Annotated in this window: 19 protein-coding genes; 8 read left to right on the forward strand and 11 right to left on the reverse strand. The window is 70.1% G+C overall.

Annotated elements, in window-relative coordinates; all coding sequences use genetic code 11:
- Positions 1-3 precede the first annotated feature (3 nt).
- Both HDA45_RS40405 and HDA45_RS40410 read right to left on the reverse strand, forming a co-directional pair.
- On the reverse strand, positions 4-1,185 hold the full coding sequence (locus HDA45_RS40405) for a Cmx/CmrA family chloramphenicol efflux MFS transporter (protein WP_184904585.1): 1,182 nt from the start codon (positions 1,183-1,185) through the stop codon (positions 4-6).
- Between the two features lie 70 nt (positions 1,186-1,255).
- Positions 1,256-1,840, reverse strand: a complete 585-nt coding sequence (locus HDA45_RS40410; protein ID WP_184904587.1) for a TetR/AcrR family transcriptional regulator — start codon at positions 1,838-1,840, stop codon at positions 1,256-1,258.
- Positions 1,841-1,925: 85 nt separating this feature from the next.
- Here HDA45_RS40410 and HDA45_RS40415 point away from each other — a divergent pair, with 85 nt between their 5' ends.
- Positions 1,926-2,972, forward strand: a complete 1,047-nt coding sequence (locus tag HDA45_RS40415) for a ferrochelatase (protein ID WP_184904589.1) — start codon at positions 1,926-1,928, stop codon at positions 2,970-2,972.
- Positions 2,973-3,266: 294 nt separating this feature from the next.
- Here the strand turns inward: HDA45_RS40415 and HDA45_RS40420 are convergent, their stop codons facing one another.
- A complete protein-coding gene (locus tag HDA45_RS40420; RefSeq protein WP_184904591.1) occupies positions 3,267-3,878 on the reverse strand; it encodes a hypothetical protein in 612 nt (203 codons plus the stop codon).
- Entirely contained in the window at positions 3,875-4,462 is a 588-nt protein-coding gene (locus HDA45_RS40425; RefSeq protein WP_184904593.1) for a TetR family transcriptional regulator C-terminal domain-containing protein, read from the reverse strand. The genes HDA45_RS40420 and HDA45_RS40425 overlap by 4 nt, the downstream gene beginning before the upstream one ends.
- Before the next feature lie 87 nt (positions 4,463-4,549).
- Between HDA45_RS40425 and HDA45_RS40430 the strand changes: the two genes are divergently transcribed.
- Both HDA45_RS40430 and HDA45_RS40435 read left to right on the forward strand, forming a co-directional pair.
- Positions 4,550-5,446 carry an alpha/beta fold hydrolase gene (locus tag HDA45_RS40430; protein ID WP_184904595.1) on the forward strand — a complete coding sequence of 299 codons (897 nt, stop codon included), beginning with the start codon at positions 4,550-4,552 and terminating at the stop codon, positions 5,444-5,446.
- Positions 5,443-6,072, forward strand: a complete 630-nt coding sequence (locus HDA45_RS40435; RefSeq protein ID WP_184904597.1) for a VC0807 family protein — start codon at positions 5,443-5,445, stop codon at positions 6,070-6,072. Before HDA45_RS40430 ends, HDA45_RS40435 begins: the two co-directional genes overlap by 4 nt.
- A gap of 3 nt (positions 6,073-6,075) precedes the next feature.
- On the opposite strand, the gene HDA45_RS40440 is transcribed toward HDA45_RS40435, so the two are convergent.
- Positions 6,076-7,011, reverse strand: a complete 936-nt coding sequence (locus HDA45_RS40440; protein ID WP_184904599.1) for an SDR family NAD(P)-dependent oxidoreductase — start codon at positions 7,009-7,011, stop codon at positions 6,076-6,078.
- Positions 7,012-7,061: 50 nt separating this feature from the next.
- On the opposite strand from HDA45_RS40440, the gene HDA45_RS40445 reads away from it, so the two are divergent.
- On the forward strand, positions 7,062-7,634 hold the full coding sequence (locus tag HDA45_RS40445; protein WP_184904602.1) for a WHG domain-containing protein: 573 nt from the start codon (positions 7,062-7,064) through the stop codon (positions 7,632-7,634).
- 3 nt (positions 7,635-7,637) lie between these two features.
- Here the strand turns inward: HDA45_RS40445 and HDA45_RS40450 are convergent, their stop codons facing one another.
- From HDA45_RS40450 to HDA45_RS40460, 3 genes are read right to left on the reverse strand one after another with little or no spacing between them, the layout of a single operon-like run.
- Complete coding sequence (locus HDA45_RS40450; RefSeq protein WP_184904604.1) at positions 7,638-8,435, reverse strand: hypothetical protein; 798 nt, start codon at positions 8,433-8,435, stop codon at positions 7,638-7,640.
- Positions 8,436-8,482: 47 nt separating this feature from the next.
- Positions 8,483-9,124, reverse strand: coding sequence for a response regulator (locus HDA45_RS40455; protein ID WP_184904606.1), 642 nt, complete (start codon positions 9,122-9,124; stop codon positions 8,483-8,485).
- Positions 9,117-10,337 carry a sensor histidine kinase gene (locus tag HDA45_RS40460; protein WP_184904608.1) on the reverse strand — a complete coding sequence of 407 codons (1,221 nt, stop codon included), beginning with the start codon at positions 10,335-10,337 and terminating at the stop codon, positions 9,117-9,119. Before HDA45_RS40460 ends, HDA45_RS40455 begins: the two co-directional genes overlap by 8 nt.
- A gap of 156 nt (positions 10,338-10,493) precedes the next feature.
- On the opposite strand from HDA45_RS40460, the gene HDA45_RS40465 reads away from it, so the two are divergent.
- Complete coding sequence (locus tag HDA45_RS40465; protein WP_184904610.1) at positions 10,494-11,891, forward strand: sigma 54-interacting transcriptional regulator; 1,398 nt, start codon at positions 10,494-10,496, stop codon at positions 11,889-11,891.
- Entirely contained in the window at positions 11,888-13,846 is a 1,959-nt protein-coding gene (locus HDA45_RS40470) for a vWA domain-containing protein (protein ID WP_184904612.1), read from the forward strand. The genes HDA45_RS40465 and HDA45_RS40470 overlap by 4 nt, the downstream gene beginning before the upstream one ends.
- 1 nt (position 13,847) lies before the next feature.
- Here HDA45_RS40470 and HDA45_RS40475 read toward each other — a convergent pair whose 3' ends face one another.
- The gene (locus HDA45_RS40475) at positions 13,848-15,161 is read right to left on the reverse strand and encodes a cytochrome P450 (RefSeq protein WP_184904614.1); all 1,314 of its coding nucleotides are present in this window, start codon (positions 15,159-15,161) and stop codon (positions 13,848-13,850) included.
- Positions 15,162-15,211: 50 nt separating this feature from the next.
- Here HDA45_RS40475 and HDA45_RS40480 point away from each other — a divergent pair, with 50 nt between their 5' ends.
- Both HDA45_RS40480 and mshC read left to right on the forward strand, forming a co-directional pair.
- Entirely contained in the window at positions 15,212-15,976 is a 765-nt protein-coding gene (locus HDA45_RS40480; protein WP_184904616.1) for a MerR family transcriptional regulator, read from the forward strand.
- A 75-nt stretch (positions 15,977-16,051) separates the two neighbouring features.
- Complete coding sequence (gene mshC / locus HDA45_RS40485) at positions 16,052-17,290, forward strand: cysteine--1-D-myo-inosityl 2-amino-2-deoxy-alpha-D-glucopyranoside ligase (protein WP_184904618.1); 1,239 nt, start codon at positions 16,052-16,054, stop codon at positions 17,288-17,290.
- A gap of 51 nt (positions 17,291-17,341) precedes the next feature.
- Here mshC and HDA45_RS40490 read toward each other — a convergent pair whose 3' ends face one another.
- Both HDA45_RS40490 and HDA45_RS40495 read right to left on the reverse strand, forming a co-directional pair.
- Positions 17,342-18,949 (reverse strand): ABC-F family ATP-binding cassette domain-containing protein, encoded by a 1,608-nt coding sequence (locus HDA45_RS40490; protein WP_184904620.1) that lies wholly within the window; start codon positions 18,947-18,949, stop codon positions 17,342-17,344.
- A gap of 153 nt (positions 18,950-19,102) precedes the next feature.
- Positions 19,103-19,579 carry a MarR family winged helix-turn-helix transcriptional regulator gene (locus HDA45_RS40495; RefSeq protein WP_184904622.1) on the reverse strand — a complete coding sequence of 159 codons (477 nt, stop codon included), beginning with the start codon at positions 19,577-19,579 and terminating at the stop codon, positions 19,103-19,105.
- Between the last annotated feature and the right edge of the window lie 73 nt (positions 19,580-19,652).

A 19,652-nucleotide genomic window follows, 5' to 3' on the forward strand; every position in this document is an offset into this window, starting at 1 on the left:
TCCTTACTGGGTAACGGTTTCACGGAGCAGGCGGGTGTCGTCGGTCCGCTGGACACCGGCGGCGAAGGTGAGTGTGAGGACCGTGGCGACCCCGAGTCCGACGCTCACCCACGCGACGCTGGGATAGCCGAGACCGGCGTCGATGGACTCGCCGCCGAGCCACGGCCCGACGGTGTTGCCGACGTTGAACGCGGCTGTCGTGCTGGCGCCGACGAGCGTGGGCGCGTTGCCCGCGACGGCGAAGGCGCGGACGTTCAAGGCGGGGTTGACCCCGAAGCCCGCGACGCCGAACAGGAACACGGCGAAGATCGCGACCGGGGTTTCCGGGCCGGACAGCGCGAGCAGCACCAGGGCGAGCAGGGCGAGGGCGAGGCCACCGTAGAGCGTCGCGAAGGGCCTCGCGTCGGCGAGCCGCCCGCCGACGGTGATGCCGATCAACGCGCCGAGCCCGAACAGGGAGAGCACTCCCGGCACCCAGCTTTCCGGCAGTCCGGCGACTTCGGTCAACAGGGGAGCGAGGTAGCTGAAGGTCGCGAAGATCATCGCCTGGGCGAAGGCGATCACGCCGAGTGCCAGCCAGAACCGGCCACCACGGTAGAGACGGAGCTCGGTCGCGACGTCGGTTTTCTCCTCGCCGTTCTGGGTTTCCGGGACGAGGGCGAAGACGCCGATCAGCGCGACGACGGTCAGTGCCGTGACCGCCCAGAAGGCCGCCCGCCAGCCCGCGTGCTGGCCGAGGAAGGTCCCGGCGGGCACGCCGGCGATGTTCGCGATGGTGAGCCCGCCGACCAGGAAGGCCAGTGCGCGGCCGCGGCGTTCCACCGGAACCAGCGCGACCGCGGTGGCGGCGGCGACTGCCCAGAACCCGGCGCAGGCGACGGCGCTGACGACACGGGTCGCGAAGAGGAGCGCGTACCCCGTGCCCAGTGCCCCCACGACGTGCGAGAGTCCGAACACGACGAGCAGGGCCATCAATGTGGCGCGCCTGGGCACCCTCAGCGTCGCGATCGCGAGCAGGGGAGCGCCGACGACCATGCCGATCGCGAAAGCGGAGATGAGCAGCCCGGCCTCCGGGATGCCGACGTTCAGATCGGCCGCCATCCCCGGCAGCAGGCCGGTGATCATGAACTCGGACGTGCCGAGCGCGAACACGCTCAGTCCGAGTACGCAGACTGCCAAAGGCACGGGTGATCCCTCCAGTTTTGTATCGATCGGTCTAAAATGTGGGCAGCGTTGCGCACGAGGCTTGTTTCGGTTACTTCGCGGCGATCGCGTCCAGGGCGATGCTCGCGACCGCTTCCATCGCCGTCCGGTCGGCGCCGCGCCGGGACATCAGCCGGAGTCCGGCGACGGTGCTGTGGGCGAATTCGGCCAGGTCTCCGGGCTCGCGGGCGCCGTCGACGCTCCCGTCGGCCTGACCCTCCCTGGCGCAGGCCGCGAGAAGGGCGAGGTGTCGTTTGGTGTCGGCGTCGATCCGCGCCTTGATCTCGGGATCGCGATCGCCGAACTCGGCCACGGTGTTGACCACGAGGCAGCCCCGGCCGCGGTGCGCGACTTCCTCCTCGATCGTGTAGGAGAACAGGGCCCGGAACCGCTCGGCGCCGGTCCCGGACTCCTCCAGTAAGGCGGTTCTGAGCACGATTCCGCGCTCGGCGTAGTGATCGAGCGCGCGCATGAACAGTTCGTGCTTGCTGGTGAAGGTGTTGTAGATGCTGCTGCGGCCCAGGCCGGTGGCTTCGCAGAGAGCCTGTGTCGACGTGCCCTCGTAGCCGCGAGCCCAGAACGCGTCCATGGCGCGCCCGATCGCCGCGCGCTCATCGAATTCCTTCGGCCTGGCCATGGAAGCGACCGTACCAGGTTTTGGATCGGTCGGTTCAAAACGGGCCGGGTCAGCGTGCGGGGCGCCACAACGGCAAGATGACGGGGTGGGTTACGACGCGCTGCTTTGGCTTTCGTTCGGGGGTCCCGAGGGGCCCGACGAGGTGATGCCGTTCCTGGAGAACGTCACGCGGGGCCGGGGGGTCCCGAGGGAACGGCTGCTCGAGGTCTCCGAGCACTACCAGCATTTCGGCGGGGTCTCGCCGATCAACCGCCTGAACCGGGACGCGATCTCCGCGGTGGAGAAACAGCTCGCGGCGGCCGGGATCGACCTGCCCGTCCACTTCGGCAACCGCAACTGGCGGCCGATGGTCGAGGAGACCCTCGCCGAGATCACCAAGGCGGGTGCTCAGCGCGTGCTGGTCTTCCCCACGAGCGCGTACGGCGGCTATTCCGCCTGCCGTCAGTACGACGAGGACATCGAGCGCGCCCGCGCGTCGGTCGGCGACGGCGCGCCGGAACTGGTGAAGCTGCGGCAGTTCTTCGACCACCCGCTGTTCATCGCCGCCTTCGCCGACGCCGTTCGCGCCGCCCACGCGAAGCTGGGGAACCCGCCCGGCACCCGTACGGTCTTCTGTGCCCACTCGGTGCCGGACTCGGCCGACGCCGCGTCCGGTCCGCCCTCGGAAGGCGGTCACCGCTACTCGCGCCAGATCGCCGAAGCCGCCCGCCTCGTCGCGGCCGAAGCGGGCATCGAGACCTACGACGTCGTGTGGCAGTCGCGCTCCGGCCCGCCTCAGGTGCCGTGGCTGGAGCCGGACATCGTCGACCACATCGACGCGCTGCACGCGGACGGCGTCACCTCGGTGGTGGTCTGCCCCGTGGGCTTCGTGTCCGATCACCTCGAAGTGATCTGGGACCTCGACAACGAGGCCGCCGAGCGGGCCGCCGAACACGGCATGGGCTTCGCGCGCGCCGCGACCCCGGACACGGACCCGCGGTTCGCGGAGTTGGTCGTCGAGCTGGTTCGTGAGCACACGGAGGGTGTGCCGGCGCGGAAGCTGTCGCCGTTCCCGGCCGCCGGGTGCACGGTCAACGGGATGCCCTGTGCTGTCGGATGCTGCGAGCCTGCGAAGCGCCCCGCGCGCCCGTAGCCCGCCGCTACTCCTTCAGAACACCGGAACCGCCCCGATCCTCGCGCGATCGCTCCGCGACCGATGCCCCCAATGCCACATTGGAGACGCTCAGCGTCTCCAATGTGGCATTGGGGGCATCGGTACTCACGGCCCCGCGCCTGCAAGGGCCGAAGGGGCCTCCTCGCCGGCTGTCGGCCGTCGCGACCGGACCGATCACGCGAAGCTGTGGATTTCTGGTCATCCAACGCACCGAAATCCACATAGGCGGTGTCCTGGTTCTGGCGTCGCGCGGGAGTTCGCGCCGCGAGGCGATCAGTCGTGGAAACCGATGCTCCGCGACGAGACCTTCAGCTTCTTCGTCTTGGTCAGCGTCCCGCCGTAGTGGTAGCACTGGATCCCGGTGTCGACCAGTTCGTCGTCGACGCCCAGCCGCACCGTCGTGACCTCCGGGATCTTGTCGCAGCGGAGCACGTCGTCGGCGTCGAGCGGGTCGCCGTTCTGGAAGGCCATGATCGATTCGTGGAACTCCCGGTGCACCTCTTCCCGGACGAGCAAACGGGCCTTCGCGGTGATGTCCTGCTTGTAGGTGTCCATGGCCTTGCCGGGGTAGTAGTCGTAGATCCGGGCGTCGATCTGGACGGTCTGGTCCTTGAAGCGCGCAGTGCAACTCAGGGAGCTGCCGGAGAACTCGCCGCACTGGAGGGCGAGGCCGGGATTCGGTCCGCCGATCATGCCCTCCGCCCGCTCCTTGATTTCGAACTGGACTTTGCCCGCGAGATCTCGCGGGGACTCCCCGCGGTCGGCCGCCGAGGTGGGGGCCGGACTCGGTACGAGTTCCGTGCTGGCCTCGTCGTAGGTCGGCCCGCATGCGCTGAGCAGGGCGATCGATGCGGCGGCGAGGGCTGGGACGGCGCGGCGAGTCATCGGGTTTTCCCTTGCGTGGTGGCGATCCGGGACAGGTGCAGGTCGATCAGGGCGATGGCTTCTTCGCCGGACTGATAGCCGAGCAGCACCGCGTCTCCCAGGCCGGACACCAGGGCCAGGAGGGAGGCGGCTTCGGCGGGCGGGTCCACAGTGGACACGAGGGTGCCGTCGTCCCGTGCGGCCGCGAGCATGGCCGCCACCGCGTCGCGGAGCTGGCCGTGCCCGGTTCGGAAGTGGCCGGCGATCGCCGGATCCTTGAGCGCGCGTACCAGGAAGGCGTTGGCCACCAGCGCGTCGTCCCGGGCGGCGTCGTCGAGGGGGAGCAGGGCGACGAGCAGATCCCGGACGCCGGGTTCGCCTGCCGAGGCGATGCGCTCCTCGACTCCGCCCCGCAAGGTGGTCGCCGCGTAGCGCAGCATGTCGTCCCTCGACGCGAAGTAGTGCTGGACGAACCCTTTCGAGATACCCGCTTCGGCCGCGACTTCGTTCAGGCTGACCCCTTCGAGTCCCCGGTCGGCCGCGATCCGGCGGACGGCCGCGGCGATCTGCCACCGCCGTTCCTCGTGATCGACTCGTTTGGGCACCTATGCCTCCCTTGACAGTCCGATCGGATTGCAAACTTGTCACCAACTGCTTTACAATCCGATCGTACCGTAAAAGGAGGGGTGCGAATGAAGGTGGGCGGTTTCTCCTCGCCGGAGGCGCGAGCCGAGTACGAGGTCGTCTACGAACGAGGTCTGGCGGCCTTGCCGGCGCCGGTCGCGATCCACGACGTCCCGACGGCGTTCGGGGTGGCGCGTGTGTACCGGTTCGGACGGCCGGGTGGCACGCCGGTCGTGCTGCTGCCCGGGCGCGCGGGTACCGCGGTGATGTGGCAACCCAATCTGGCGGCGCTGCTCCGGCGCGGCGAGGTCTACGCGGTGGACCTCATCGGCGAGCCCGGCCGCAGCGAGCAGACGGTCCCCATCCGCGACGGTGCGGATCAAGCCGCCTGGCTCGATACGGTGCTCGCGGAACTCGACCTGGCGACCGTGCACCTGATCGGGTACTCGTTCGGCGGCTGGCTCGCGGCCAACCTCGCCGCTCGGGCGCCGGAACGGCTGAAGTCGGTCACGCTGATCGATCCCGTGCTGACGTTCGGCGGTTTGACCGCGGGATTGGTCGTCCGTGCGACGCTCTCCGCGATCCCCTTCGTCAACCGCTGGGCTCGCCCGTCGTTCCTCCGCTGGATTTCCGGCGGTGCGGAAGTCGATGCCACGGATCCGGTCGCGCGGGTGATCGACGAGGGGATGCGGACCTACCGCATCGCCCTGCCGTCACCCAGGTTGATCACCGACGATCAGCTGCGTTCGCTGAGGATGCCCGTACTGGCCCTGGTGGCCGGGCGCAGCGTCATCCACCACCCGGAGCGTGCGGCCGCGCGCGCCCGCGACCTCCTGCCCGAGGGACAGGTCGAACTGTGGCCGTCGGCGACCCACGCCATCGCGGGAGAAGCGGCGGGGGAGGTCAACACGCGGGTGCTGGCCTTCTTGGCGGACTGTGACGCCATCGGGAAGACGCCAACGTGACCGCGCGCGGTGGCCGGAACCCGACGCTCGCACTCCTGCTCTGGGACGTCGCGCTGCCCTTGGCCGCCTACTACGGGCTCCGGATCGCCGGGCAGAGCGAGCAGGTCTCGTTGCTGGCTGGGGCCGCGATGGCCGCGTTCCGGATCGCCTGGGTCGCCGTCCGGGACAGGTCGTTCGACGGCTTCGCGGCGTTGCTGGCCGGAATCCTCGGTGTCGGGCTCGTGCTTTCGCTGTTCACAGGTGACGCGAGGTTCTTGCTGCTGAAGGAATCCTTCGGTACCGCGACCGCGGGGATCGTGCTGCTGATGAGCTGTTTCGGTCGCACGCCGATGGTGCTCGTCGCCGTCCGCGCCGGTTCCAGCGAGGCCAAGCGCGCCGAGATCGACAGGCTCGGAGACGAGGTGCCCGCTTTCCGCCGCGCGTTCACCCGGATGTCCGCGGTGTGGGGAGTGGCCCTGCTCCTGGAGGCCGTGGTGCGGGTCCCGCTGGTCTGCACCCTGTCGGCCGACGTGATGAACGGGGTCAGCGTGGTCCTGCTCATGGCCGTCATCGGCGGGCTTTCGCTGTGGTCGGTCCGGTATGCCGGGAAAGTTCTGGACAGGCACACGAGTCACGAAAGCCTGTAGCGGTCAGGGGTCTGGAGTGACGCCGGTGGCGGCGCTCGTGATCTGCCACAGTTCGCTCGCGAGCCTCTGGTCCTTGGCGGCCGCCGAGCGGCGTGCCGGACCGGCCGGGCCGCGGATCTCGAACGGTCCGTTCGGGCCCAGGTAGTCGCCGCCATCGACCGGCCCCGTGGCGGCGACGAGCTGGGGTGCGATACCGGCGGTGACCGGCTGCGAGAGGTACCGATCCGGCAGCACGAGAAGACGGGACCTCCACGTGCTCCCGCGGGCCAGGGCGTTGGTCAGCAGCTGTGACGTCGTCAGTCCCGGGTGAGCGGCGATCGATGACACCGGGTCGCCGGCGGCGCGCAGTCGCCGATCGAGCTCCGCGGCGAACAGGAGGTTCGCGAGCTTGGAGGCTCCGTAGGCGCGGGTCGGCGAGTAACGCCGGCGCTCCCAATGCAGGTCGGCGAGGTCGAGTCCGCCGGTGCGGTGGCCGAGGCTGGACGTCGTCACGACCCGGGCGGGTCGCCCGCGGTCTCCGGCGGCCCGCAGCGCGGGCATCAGCAGCCAGGTCAGCGCGGCCGGACCGAGGTGATTGGTGCCGATCTGCAGCTCGAACCCGTCCTTGGTCCGGCTGTGCGGCCCCAGCGATACCGCGGCGTTGTTGATCAGCACGTCGATCCGGTCCCCGGCGCGTTCCCGGATCTCCGTGGCGGCGGCCCGTACCGAGGAGAGGTCGGCCAGGTCGAGCAGAACGGGTTCGGCCGATCCGGCGCCGTCGATCCCGGCTCGCACCTGGTCGACGGCCGCCGCTCCGCGCTCGGCGTCGCGAACGGTCATCAGGATCCGGGCACCGGCCGCCGCCAACGCGCAGGAGAGGGCCAGTCCCAGGCCGGAGGTCGTCCCGGTGACGACGATGGTGCGGCCCGTCAGGTCGGGTAACTCATATGACACTGTCATATGGAACAGCCTGCCCAGTTCGGATGACACTGTCAACTAGAGTGGCCGGTGTGACACGCACCGAGACCGCCGAGGCCACGCGGCAAGCACTGGTCCGCGCCGCTTCCGAGCTGCTCGACCAGGGCGGTCCCGACGCCGTGACGCTGCGTGCGGTCGGAGCCCGGGCCGGAGTCTCACGAGGCGCGCCCTACGGGCACTTCGAGAACAAAGAACACCTGCTGGCCCAGCTCGCCATCAACGCTTGGAATTCACTGGCGGACGACGTCGAGCACCTTCGCGCGAACCTCGGGTCCACTTCGGACATACGGCTGGAGCGGGCCATTCTGGCGTTGATCGACGTCGCTCGCCGACGGCCGCACCGGTACGCGCTGATGTTCAGTGTTCCGGCGGACACGCCTGCCGCCGTGGAGGCCGCAGGCCGCCTCGAGGGCGTGTTCCTGGCCCTTGTCGCGGATATGGTCGGCGAATCCGACGCGCCTCGGTACGGTGCGCTGCTGATGTCGAGCGCACACGGCATCGCGGGAATGGAACTCAGCGGTCATCTGGCGAAAGACACGTGGCAGGTCAGCGTGGAGCAACTCGTGCACATGCTGATCGACGCGATCCGGCAAGGAGCCCCGTAGCGACTACGGGTGCCTGTCCGCCTGGTCCGCGAACACCCGCACCGCTTCGTTGATCGCCGCGTACCGGGCACCCCGGACGGCCTCGCTCAACGGGCGCAACGCTTCGGCCCGCCGAACCGCCGCCGAAGCTGACAGCGCGCCGCCAGGATCGTCGGATTCGGCGATCGCGAGGATCGCCGCGATCTCCTCCGCGCGCTGAAGCACCCGCAGCGAACGGCTCGGCATCCCGGCGGGCCAGGGCGCGTCGGTGGCCGACCGCAGCCGTGCCGAGAGCTCCGCCCGGACGCCCGGCCGGTCGCGGGCGACGTCGAGTGACTGCAGCGCGCCCGCGCTCGCGCGGATCGCGTCGGTCAGGCCGTGCTCGGCTTCGCCCAGCGGGCGGTACTCGAGGACACCCGGCGTGGGCACCGAGTACACGGTCCACCGCATCAGGCCCTCGGCGATCGCCTCCGGGACCACGCCGTAGCCGAGATCCGGCAACACGGCGGCATCGCCGGTCCGCAACGCGGCCTCGGTGAACTGCCCGCCACCACCCAGCCCGCGCACGTCACCGGGCACCGGGAGCAGCAACTGCATGCTCTTCGCACCCTGCGAACGCAAAGCGAGGAGCAACTGGACCGGGGTCGCGGCGCGGTTGAACGCGAGCGGCAGATCGAACGCCTCGGCGGCCGCGGCATCCGCGGCGACGAAGTCGTGGGCTTCGCCCCAGACCTGAAGGGCGTCAAGGACGTCGTCGGAGGCGGCGGCTCCGTTCAGCCACGCCGAAGACCAGACCGCGAGGGTCGCACTAGGACGGCACACCGGACTGATTTTAGTCGTGCTTTCCACGAAACCGGGAAATGGGCGCGTTAACCCTTGGGTTTCAGCAGTCTCAGGTGAAACGCCTCTGCCACCGCCGCGGCCCTGTCACCGACGCCCAGCTTCCCGTAGATGTTCAGCAGATGGGACTTCACCGTCGCTTCGGTGATGAACAACCCCGCGGCGGCCTCCCGGTTGGTGTTCCCGGCCGCGACCAGCCGCAGGACCTCCAGTTCTCGCTCGCTGAGCGGCCCCGGCGCGGGCGTGCGCATCCGGTCCATCAGCGTGGCCGCGACCGACGGCGCCAGCACGGCCTCGCCTCGGGCGGCCGCGCGGACAGCACGGAGCAGATCGTCGCGCGGTGCGTCCTTGAGCAGGTAGCCCGTCGCGCCGGCTTCGATGGCGGGCAGCACGTGCGTGTCCGCGTCGTAGGTGGTCAGCACGAGCACTCGCGCCGGATTGCCCTTCGCGGCCAGCTCACCGATGGCGGTGACGCCGTCCGTCCCCGGCATCCGCAGATCCATCAGGACGACGTCCGGACGCAAGGCCTCGGCGAGCCGGACCGCTTCGGCGCCATCGGTGGCTTCGCCGACGACCTCGAAGCCCGGATCTCGGGCGAACATGCTGCTCAGGCCATCGCGGACGACGGGGTGATCGTCGGCGATGAGCAGCCGGATCGGTGACTCAGCCATGGAGCGCTCCCAAGGGGACGCACGCCGAGATCCCGGTGCCGCCACCCGGTTCCGACTCGATCCGCAGCGTCCCCGAGAGACTTTCCACCCGCTGCCGCATCGAGGTCAGGCCGAAGCCGCCCCCGGTGGTGTCGCCCCGCGGACTCAGCGGATCGAACCCCCTGCCGTCATCCCGTACGTCCACGGCCACCTCGCCTTCCAGATATGACAGCGTCACGCCCGCCCGGGTCGCGTGGGCATGGCTGGCGACGTTCGCCAGGGCTTCCTGCGCCGTCCGCAGCAACGCGACCTCGGTCTCGGGGGAGAGCGGTACCGCGGTCCCGGTGGTGGTGACCCGCACCGCGATGCCGTGCAGCGTCGACCACCGGTCCGCGACGCCGCCCAGCGCCTCGCCCAGCCGTGACGTCCGCAGGGGCTCGGGCCGCAGCGCGTGCACGGAACGCCGGGCCTCGGTCAGGCTCTCCCTCGCCAGCGCCGTCGCCGCCGTGGTGCGCCGTCGCCAGGATCCCGGATCGTGCTCGGCCGCCTGCAACTGCGTGATGATCCCGGTGAGACCCTGCGCCAGCGTGTCGTGGATTTCCCTGGCCATCCGCTCGCGCTCGTCGTGTACGGCGGTTTCGCGCGCACGGACGAGCAACTGGTCGTGCAGGGTGGCGTTCTCGGCCAGGCTCGCCTCCAGTCTCAGGTTGGCTTCGGCCAGCTCACGCAACGCCTCCTCCCGTTGCCGGTTCCGTTCGTCGCCGCGCCAGGCGAACCAGGCGAAGGTGCACATCGGCCCGATGTTGGCGGCGAGTACGGCGAGGTAGATCAGCACGCCGGTGAACGTGGTCTTCTCCACGCCGAAGGACTGCGCTGTCCCGGCCACCACCGCCACCGCGGCGACGCCGGGCAGCAGCCAGGGCCACGGCAGGAGCCGGAAGGCGTAGACGTACAGCGCGGGCGTGAAGCATCCGAACCAGGGCGCTTCGATCACGAGGACCAGCGTGATCGCTGTCAGCACACCGAGGAAGACGGCCGTCACCGGCAGGCTCGCGCGCCACGACCGAGGTGCCGCCAGCATGCCCGACATCCAGACAGCCGCGACTCCGCAGAGGACGAGCTCCTCCACCAGGGGGCCGTCGGCCACGAAGGTGAAAGCGGTCAGGATCGCCAGGAGGCCGAACGGCAGCACGGTCACCGCCGGACCCCGCAGTGCCTGCGGCTCGACACTCATCCACCACCTCCTCGTCAGCGTGGAAACGACGATCGCAGATCACCGCCGGTCGCACATCAACCGACCTCTTGAGGCTCTTATCCACCGTTCGGTTGATCCAGACCTGGAGTTGCTTCACGTCGACAGGGGCCATGATCGCGACGTAGCGTCGAACGGGTGAACGATGTTCCCGCAAACCTGCCCCGGACAGCCGGGGACCTTCGCGCGGCAGGCCACCTGCCGCGTTCGATCAAACAAGAACTGCACGACAACCTCCTCGTCAAGCTCCGCACCGGGGAAGACCCGTGGCCCGGGATCGTCGGTTTCTCGCGCACCGTCCTGCCCCAGCTGGAACGCGCCCTGCTGGCCGGGCACGACGTCGTCCTCCTCGGTGAACGCGGCCAGGGCAAGACCAGGCTCCTGCGCACACTCGCCGGCCTCCTCGACGAGTGGACGCCCGTCATCGAGGGAGCCGAACTGGCCGAGCACCCGCTCGACCCGATCACCCCGGAGTCGCGCCGCCGCGCGGCCGAACTCGGCGACACCCTGCCGGTGGCCTGGCGTCACCGCGACCAGCGCTACACCGAAAAACTGGCCACCCCCGACACCTCGGTCGGCGACCTGATCGGCGACGTCGACCCGGTGAAGGTCGCCGAAGGCCGCAGCCTCGGCGATCCCGAGACCATCCACTTCGGACTCGTCCCGCGCGCCCACCGCGGCATCGTGGCGATCAACGAGCTGCCCGACCTCGCCGAGCGCATCCAGGTCGCGCTGCTGAACGTGATGGAGGAACGCGACATCCAGGTGCGCGGGTACACCCTGCGCCTGCCGCTGGACGTGCTCCTGGTGTCGACGGCGAACCCGGAGGACTACACCAACCGCGGCCGCATCATCACCCCGCTCAAGGACCGGTTCGGCGCGGAGATCCGGACGCACTACCCGCTCGACGTCGACGCGGAGATCGCGGTCGTCCGGCAGGAGGCGCATCTGGTCGCCGAGGTCGGCGAGCCGCTGCTGGAGGTGCTCGCCCGGTTCGTGCGGAACCTGCGGGAATCACCGGTGATCGACCAGCGGTCCGGCGTCTCGGCCCGGTTCGCCGTCGCGGCGGCGGAAACCGTGGGCGCGGCGGCCTTGCGCCGGTCCGCGCTCACCGGGGAAGAGCCCGCCGTGGCGCGTCCGGTCGACCTCGACGCGGTGCCCGCCGTGCTGCGCGGCAAGCTCGAGTTCGAGCCGGGCGAGGAGGGCCGCGAGACCGAGCATCTCGTGCACCTGCTGCGCCGGGCGGTCGCGGAGACGGCCCGCTCGCGGTTCGCGGGGCTGGACCTCGTGCCGCTGGCCGACGCGGTCGAGAACGGGCACCTGGTGGCCACCGGGGAACGCGTGCCTGGCAAGGACGTCCTCGCCGCCCTGCCCGAACTGCCGGTACTCCACGACGTCGCCGCGCGAGCGGGCGTCGGCCCGGACGAACCGGCGGGCCGGATCGCGGCCGCGGTCGAACTGGCGCTGGAGTCCCTGTTCCTGTCGAGGAAACTCGCCAAGGACTCCGACGACACGACGACCGTCTACGGCCGATGAGCACCGTCCCGGAGGGGTATTCGTACGGGCCGTGGCACGACGGCCCGGATCCGCTGGCGCCGCCCGCCGACCTGCGGGACGCGCTCGACGAGATCGGCCGGGACGTCATGGCGGGCGCCTCGCCCCGGTCCGCGCTGGAAGAACTGTTGCGGCGCGGCACCCCGCGCACCGCCGGGCTGGACGAGCTGACCAGGCGGCTTTGGCAGCGCCGGTCGGAGATCCAGCGGCGGCACCGGCTGGACGGCACGCTCGAGGAGGTCCAGCGGCTGCTGGACGAGGCGCTGGAGGCCGAGCGGCGCGAGCTGTTCCCCGACCCGGACGACGACGCCCGCTTCCGCGAGGCGCAGCTGGACGCGCTCCCGTCGGGAACGGCGGCGGCCGTCCGCGAGCTCGGCCAGTACGACTGGCGTTCGCGGCAGGGCCGGGAGAACTTCGAGAAGATCCGCGACCTGCTGGGCCGTGAGCTGCTGGATTCCCGCTTCGAGGGGATGAAGGAAGCACTCCGGAACGCAGGACCGGAGGACGTGGAGCGGGCGAACAAGATGCTCGCCGACCTCAACGATCTCCTCGCCGCGCACGCGCAGGGCCGTGAGGATGTCCCGGAGCGGTTCGCCGAGTTCATGCGCGAGCACGGTGAGTTCTTCCCGGAGAACCCGAAGAGCGTCGAGGAGCTGATCGACGTCCTCGCCGCGCGTGCCGCGGCCGCGCAGCGGATGCTCAACTCGATGACCCCGGAGCAGCGTGCCGAACTGGCCGAACTGTCGCAGCAGGCGTTCGGCGATCCCCGGCTCGCGCAGCAATTGTCCACTTTGGACGCCCAGCTGCGCGGATTGCGGCCCGGTGAGGACTGGACGTCGTCGGAACGGTTCCGGGGCAACGATCCGCTCGGGCTCGGCGAAGGCGCCAGGGCGATGTCCGATCTCGCCGAACTGGACGCGCTCGCCGAACAGCTCGGCCAGTCGTACCCGGGTGCGAGGCTCGAGGACATCGACGTCGACGCGCTGGAACGGCAGCTCGGACCGGACGCCGGAGTCGACGCGCGGCGCTTGTCCGAACTGGAACGCGAGCTCCGGCGGCAAGGTCTGTTCGAACGGGCACCCGACGGCACCCTCCGCTTGTCTCCCAAGGCTTTGCGACGGCTGGGGGAGACGGCGCTCGCCGACGTCGTGAACGCGTTGCGCGGCAAGGCGGGCCAGCGGGACACCGAGTCCGCCGGTGCCGCGGGTGAGCCGACCGGCGCGACCAGGCCGTGGCGGTTCGGGGACATGCAGCCGTGGGACGTCTCCAGAACGGTCCGCAACTCCGTCCTGCGTTCGGTCTCGGTAGGGGAGCGGTCCGTCCGGATGGACGTCTCCGACGTCGAGGTGATCGAGACCGAACATCGGTCGCGCGCGGCGGTGGCGTTGCTCGTGGACACCTCGTGGTCGATGGTGCAGGAGGGCCGCTGGCTCCCGATGAAGCGGACGGCGCTCGCGCTGCACCAGCTGATCAGCACCCGGTTCCGCAACGACGCGCTCCAGCTGATCACGTTCGGCCGCTACGCCACCTCGGTCGAGCTGGCCGAGCTGGTCGGCCTGGAAGGTGCTTGGGAGCAGGGCACCAACGCGCACCACGCCCTGCTGCTGGCCGGACGGCATCTGCGACGGCACCCCGACGCGCAGCCGGTGGTCCTGATGATCACCGACGGCGAGCCGACGGCGCATCTGGAACCCGACGGCTCGGCGGAATTCGACTACCCGCCCCAGCCGAGGACACTTCTCAAGACACTGTCCGAAGTGGACCGGATGGCGAAACTGGGCGCCTCGGTCACGGTGTTCCGGCTCGGGGATGACCCGCGCTTGACGGAGTTCGTCGACCTCATCGCGCGACGTTCTGGCGGCCGGGTCGTCGCTCCCGACCTCGACGGACTCGGCGCCGCCGTCGTCGGTGACTACCTGCGGACCAGGAAGCGCTAGCTCAGCGGCCGGTCACCTTGATCCTGGCGCCCCGCGCCGGTTCCAGGGTGATCGGCCGCGACCGGATCCGTTCCGGACGCGCGTGTTCCGGGGTGACGGTGAACCGGCCGAACAGCTCCCGCAGCACGATCGTGGCCTCCATCAGGGAGAACCCGGCGCCGAGGCATCGGCGGGCGCCGCCGCCGAACGGCAGCCAGCTGCCTGCCGGCGGGGAGCCTTCCAGGAACCGCCGCGGACGGAACCGGCGAGAGTCGGGGTGATGGCCGCCGTCGGCGTGGACGACGATGATCGACGGCATGACGTCGAATCCGGCCGGGATCCGGTAGCCGCCGATCTCGACGTCCTCGGTCAGCCGCCGCACGACCTCGCCGATCACCGGCCGCAGCCGCATCGCTTCCTTGATCACCGCTTCGAGTGCCTTCTCGTCGCCGTCGTCCGCCGCGCGCGTGGTGAACGCGGCCTGCTCGGGATCGCGGGAAAGCTCGTGCAACGCCCAGGCGAGCGCTGTCGCGGTGGTCTCGTGCCCGGCGAGCAGCAGGGTGATCAGCTGATCGCGGAGTTCGACATCGGTCAGCTCGTCCCCGTCGGCGGGCACCGTGAGGAGCCGGGACAGGACGTCGGTGCGCTGGCCGAGGTCGGTGGCCCGGCGCCGCTCGGAGATCTCGGCGTAAAGCAGTTCGTCGACCCTGGCCTGACGTTCCGCGTAGGTGCGCCAGGGCCGGCGGTGCTGCAAGCGCGGGTTCTGCCAGCCGATCACCTGGACCAGGCTGAGCTCCACCAGATGCCCGATCAGCCGCCTGAGTTCGTCGAGCCGCGGCCCTTCGGCGACACCGAATACCACCCGCAGGATGATCTCCAGCGTCAGCGCGCGCATGCGGTCGTGCGAGCCGAAGGCACGGTTCTGCGGCCAGCGGTCCAGTTCGGCCCGGGTCAGCTCGGTGATCATGTCGCGATAGCCGCGCAGCGCCGCGCCGTTGAACGCGGGCATCAGCAGTTTCCGCGCGCGCAGATGACGGTCCTCGTCGGTGACCAGGATGGAGTGGTCGCCCATCAACGGTTTCAGGGTGATGTTGCCTTCGCCCGCGTGGAACGTCGTGACCGGGCCGGAGAACACGGTTCTGATGTCCTCGAGATCGGCGAGCATGACGACGTCGCGGTGCGGCGCGAACCTCATCCGGACGACGGATCCGTAGCGGCGCTGGAGCAGCGGGAGCACGCGATGCCGGAGATTGCCGACGACGAGCGTCTGGACGAGGCCGGGCAGCGGGGGCCCGGGTGGCAGTGCGGCCGACTCGGTGGTTCCAGCAGTCCCCATACTTCCGTTTCTACGCGCGGTCCGGGATGGAGTCCACCTACGCTGAGCCGATGGGGTATCCGGTGGGGAAGGTCGCGGCGCTTTCGGGGATCACCGTGCGCACGCTGCACCACTACGACGAGATCGGCCTGTTGTCACCGAGCGGGCGGACCGCCGCCGGCTACCGCAGCTACAGCGACGAAGACCTCGACCGCCTCCAGCGGGTCCTGTTCTACCGCGAGCTCGGATTCGGGCTGGAGACTATCGCGAAGGTCGTCGACGATCCGGAAGTGGACGCGCAGGAGCACCTGCGGCGTCAGCGCGCGCTGCTCGTGGAGCGGATCGGCGAACTGACGCGGATGGTCGAATCCGTCGACCGGGTGATCGCGGCGAAGCGGGTCGGCGATGCTTTGACGCCTGAAGAGCGGTTCGAGGTCTTCGGCGAGTTCCGCGAACCGGAAGGCTACGCGGAGGAAGCCGTCCGCCGGTGGGGCGAGACCCCGCAATGGCGGTCGGCGGCCGTCCCGCTGTCCAAGGAGGAGTGGATCGAGGCGGAGAAGGTCCGGCAGGACTGGGTCCGGCGGCTGCTCGAAGTCTTCGGCTCCGGCACGCCGGCGGACAGCGTCGCGGCGATGGACCTCGCCGAGGAGCATCGCGGGATGCTGGCCGCGTTCATGGGCGACTGCGGTCACGAGATGCACCGCGAGATCGCCACGATGTACGCGACCGAACCGGTCCAGCTCGGCTTCCTGGTGCGTGAGCCGGACCAGCGGCCGGGCCTTGGCGAGTACATCCGCGACGCCGTCCACGCCAACGCCCGCCGGGCCGGGAAATAGCGAGTTCGGTTACTCCGGCCGTGTTCCTCTCCCACCGGACGGGAACGGCGTGGCGGCTCCGCTTACAGTCGGAGTATGCAGACTTGGTCATCGGTCGACGTGCCCCGTATCCCCGGCACCCCCCGTCCGCTGCGGCTCCACGACACCGCGACGGGGCAGATCCGCCCCACGGCGCCCGGGTCCACCGCCCGGATGTACGTCTGCGGCATCACGCCGTACGACGCCACACATCTGGGGCACGCCGCCACGTATCTGACATTCGACCTGGTGAACCGCCTGTGGCGCGACGCCGGGCACGATGTCCACTACGTGCAGAACGTGACGGACATCGACGAGCCCCTGCTGGAGCGGGCGGAGCGGGACAAGGACGACTGGATCGTCCTCGGTATGCGCGAGACGGCGTTGTTCCGCGAGGACATGACAGCGCTGCGGGTGCTGCCGCCGAGGCAGTTCGTCGGGGCCGTGGAGAGCATCCCGGAGATCGTCGAGGTCATCGCCAAGCTGCTGGCGAACGGCAGCGCGTACCGCGCGGACGACGCGGAGTACCCGGACATCTACTTCGACCACAACGCGACCGGGCATTTCGGTTCCGAGTCGAACTACGACGCCGAGACCATGGCCAAGTTCTTCGCCGAACGCGGCGGCGACCCGGACAGGCCGGGCAAACAGCACCCGCTCGACGCGCTGCTGTGGCGGATGGCGCGGCCGGGCGAGCCGTCGTGGGAGTCCGAACTGGGCGCGGGACGGCCCGGCTGGCACATCGAGTGCAGCGCGATCGCGGTCAACCGCCTCGGCCTCGGCTTCGACGTCCAGGGCGGCGGCTCGGACCTGATCTTCCCGCATCACGAGTACAGCGCCGCGCACGCGGAGGCCGTCGCGGGGGACCGGCCGTTCGCGCGCCACTACGTGCACGCCGGGATGATCGGCCTCGACGGCGAGAAGATGTCGAAGTCGCGCGGGAACCTCGTCTTCGTCTCGCGTCTGCGGGCCGACAAGGTCGACCCGGGCGTGATCCGGCTCGCGCTGTTCGCCGGCCACTACCGCGAGGACCGGCCGTGGACAGCGCAGTTGCGCACGGACGCCGAAGACCGCCTCGCGCGCTGGCGTCACGCCGTCTCGCTCGGCACCGGGCCCGCCGCGGAGGACACCGTCGCACGTCTGCGTGACCATCTCACCGACGACCTCGACACGCCCAAGGCGCTCGCCGCCGTGGACGCCTGGGCGCAGGAGGCTTCGCACCGTTCGGGCACCGACCCGGCGGCGCCCGGCCTGATCCGGAACGCCGTCGACGCGCTGCTCGGCATCGAGCTCTGAACACACTGGTCGGGCGGAGAATCCCTCCGCCCGACCAGTGTGTATAACGCCCTATACGGCGACGCGACCGGCTTCGAGCCTGAGGTGGTCACCCGCCCAGTCCCGCCGCAGCCACCGATCATGAGAGGCGATGACGACGGCGCCGGGCGCGGAATCGAGAGCGACGAACAACTCCTCGGCCAAGGTGAGCGAGATGTGGTTCGTCGGCTCGTCCAGCAGGAGCACCTCGGGCGGTTCGGCGATCAGCAACGCCAGCGCGAGCCGCCGCCGCTGCCCGACCGACAGCGCGCCCACCCTGGTCCCGAGATCACGCGGAGCCAGCAGGCCGAGGCCACGCAGCGGCGGAGCGCCCTCGCCGAGGGCTTCGGCGTAGGTCCGCTGGGCGGTCTTCTCCGGCTCGGCGAACACGACATCCTGGGCCAGCAGGCCGATCCGCACCCCGCGTCCGGAAAGGACGGTCCCGGAGTCCGGCGTCAGCGAGCCGGCGAGGACGGACAGCAGCGTCGATTTCCCGGCACCGTTCCCGCCGGTGATCAGCAGCCTCGACGTCGTCGTGATGTCGAGGGTCGCCAAGCGCAGCCGCCCGGGGATCTCGAGGTCCCGTACCGAGATCGCCGTCTTGTCCTCGCCGGGTCCACCGGTCAGTTCGCCCTGGAACCGCAGGGGCGCGGGTGGTTTCCGCACCTGGTCGCGTTCCAGTTCGTCCAACCGCAGTTGCGCGTTGCGGACCCGGCGTGAGATCTGCTTCTGGACCCTCCCGGTCTTGAAGTCGTAGAGCATCTTGGCGTTGTCGCGCTGCGGCCGGTTGTGCGCGACGTTGCGCGCGGTGACGGCCACCGATTCGCGCAGTTCCTTGAGTTCGTCCTGCTCTTCGGCGAAGCGCTGTTCCCAGCGCGCCCGTTCGGCCCGTTTCTGGTCGAGGTAGTCGGAATACGTGCCGCCGTACCTGGTCGGGCCGCCGAGCGCCGGGTCGAGGTCGACGATGTCGGTGCACACCGCGTCGAGGAACACGCGATCGTGGGACGACAGCACGAGGACACCGGTCAGCGAAGCGAGATGGTGCTCCAGGAACTCCATCGCGGCGTCGTCGAGATGGTTCGTCGGCTCGTCCAGGATGAGCGTGCCCGGCCGCCGGATCAGCAACGCGGCGAGGCCGAGCCTCGACCGCTGCCCACCCGACAGGGTGCCCAGTTCGCGCGCCGGGTCGATCCCCGCGAGCCCGAGGCCCGCGCACACCACCTCGGCCCGCCGGTCGGCGTCCCAGAGATCGTGCGCCTGGGCCCATTCGAGGACGGTGCCGTACTCGTCGAGCACCGCCTTGTCGTCCGGGCGTTCGGTGAGCGCTTCGGTCAGTTCGCCGAGCCTCGCCGACGCTTGCCGTATCTCGGCGAGCGCGTCGTCGATGACGTCGGAGAACCGTGCGGTCAGCGGGAAAGGCAGTTCCTGCAGGAGGAACCCGAGGTCGTCGCCGCGCTGCACCTCGCCCGCGTCGGGTTCTTCGACCCCGGCCAGCAACCGCAGCAGCGTGGACTTGCCGACGCCGTTCTCGCCGACCAGGCCGAGCCGTTGCCCGGCCGAAGCGGTCAGGTTCACGCCGTCGAGCACGACGCGGGCGCCGTAGGAGTGGACGAGGTCTTTGGCGATCAGGGAAAGAGACATACGACGGCACCGCGTTTCTTCGGACATGTGGGAGCCCCGCCGGGCCTCGTCGCTTGCGGGAGCAGTGCTCGACCGAAGCCGCCTCGGAACGGGGAAGGCGCGATGTCAGTTGTCCATGATGCGAGCAGTCTAACGCAACCTGTGTAGCGTTAGTCAAGCCCCATTTTCGGGCTTGCCCGAGCGCAGCCTGGCGGCCTCTTGTTCGGCGAAGGCGCGCCCGTCGGCCAGGACGCCGAGAAGCGCTGCCAGCTGCCGCCGGTCGAGCCTGCCGAGGCGGTCGCCGAAGAACCGGGCCACGGGGGAGTAGAGGTCGGCCACGTCGTCCAGCCGGTCGGGGAGCGGGCGGACCACGAGGCGGCGGCGGTCGGCGGGATCGGGGACGCGCTCGACGAGGCGCTGCGTCTCCATCCGGTCGAGCATCCGGGTGACCGCCCCGGTGGTCATGCCGAGGGCGCGCGCCAGCTCGGTCGGCGAGGTCGCGGCGCCGCTGATGACCAGCTGGAGTCCGTGCAGTTCGGTGGCGCTGATCCCGAGCCGTTCCGCCATGGCCGTCTGGAACAGGACGGTCGCGCTGACGAAGCGGGGGATCTCCAGGGCCGCCGCGGTGGCGAGTTCTCGCTGGTCGGCCATGTGCGTTCCTCAGGAAGTAGTTGATTTGGGCAGTTACTGCGGTGAACAGCAACTGTCTCGGCAAGGGTATTCG

This window comes from Amycolatopsis umgeniensis, assembly GCF_014205155.1.
Lineage (GTDB): Bacteria > Actinomycetota > Actinomycetes > Mycobacteriales > Pseudonocardiaceae > Amycolatopsis > Amycolatopsis umgeniensis.

Bases quoted from the DNA above. Each gene is read 5' to 3' on its own strand.
- HDA45_RS40410 (WP_184904587.1), bottom strand. From the start codon at position 1,840: ATGGCCAGGCCGAAGGAATTCGATGAGCGCGCGGCGATCGGGCGCGCC.
- HDA45_RS40420 (WP_184904591.1), bottom strand. From the start codon at position 3,878: ATGACTCGCCGCGCCGTCCCAGCCCTCGCCGCCGCATCGATCGCCCTG.
- HDA45_RS40430 (WP_184904595.1), top strand. From the start codon at position 4,550: ATGAAGGTGGGCGGTTTCTCCTCGCCGGAGGCGCGAGCCGAGTACGAG.
- HDA45_RS40440 (WP_184904599.1), bottom strand. From the start codon at position 7,011: ATGACAGTGTCATATGAGTTACCCGACCTGACGGGCCGCACCATCGTC.
- HDA45_RS40455 (WP_184904606.1), bottom strand. From the start codon at position 9,124: ATGGCTGAGTCACCGATCCGGCTGCTCATCGCCGACGATCACCCCGTC.
- HDA45_RS40460 (WP_184904608.1), bottom strand. From the start codon at position 10,337: ATGAGTGTCGAGCCGCAGGCACTGCGGGGTCCGGCGGTGACCGTGCTG.
- HDA45_RS40470 (WP_184904612.1), top strand. From the start codon at position 11,888: ATGAGCACCGTCCCGGAGGGGTATTCGTACGGGCCGTGGCACGACGGC.
- HDA45_RS40475 (WP_184904614.1), bottom strand. From the start codon at position 15,161: ATGGGGACTGCTGGAACCACCGAGTCGGCCGCACTGCCACCCGGGCCC.
- HDA45_RS40480 (WP_184904616.1), top strand. From the start codon at position 15,212: ATGGGGTATCCGGTGGGGAAGGTCGCGGCGCTTTCGGGGATCACCGTG.
- mshC (WP_184904618.1), top strand. From the start codon at position 16,052: ATGCAGACTTGGTCATCGGTCGACGTGCCCCGTATCCCCGGCACCCCC.
- HDA45_RS40490 (WP_184904620.1), bottom strand. From the start codon at position 18,949: ATGTCTCTTTCCCTGATCGCCAAAGACCTCGTCCACTCCTACGGCGCC.
- HDA45_RS40495 (WP_184904622.1), bottom strand. From the start codon at position 19,579: ATGGCCGACCAGCGAGAACTCGCCACCGCGGCGGCCCTGGAGATCCCC.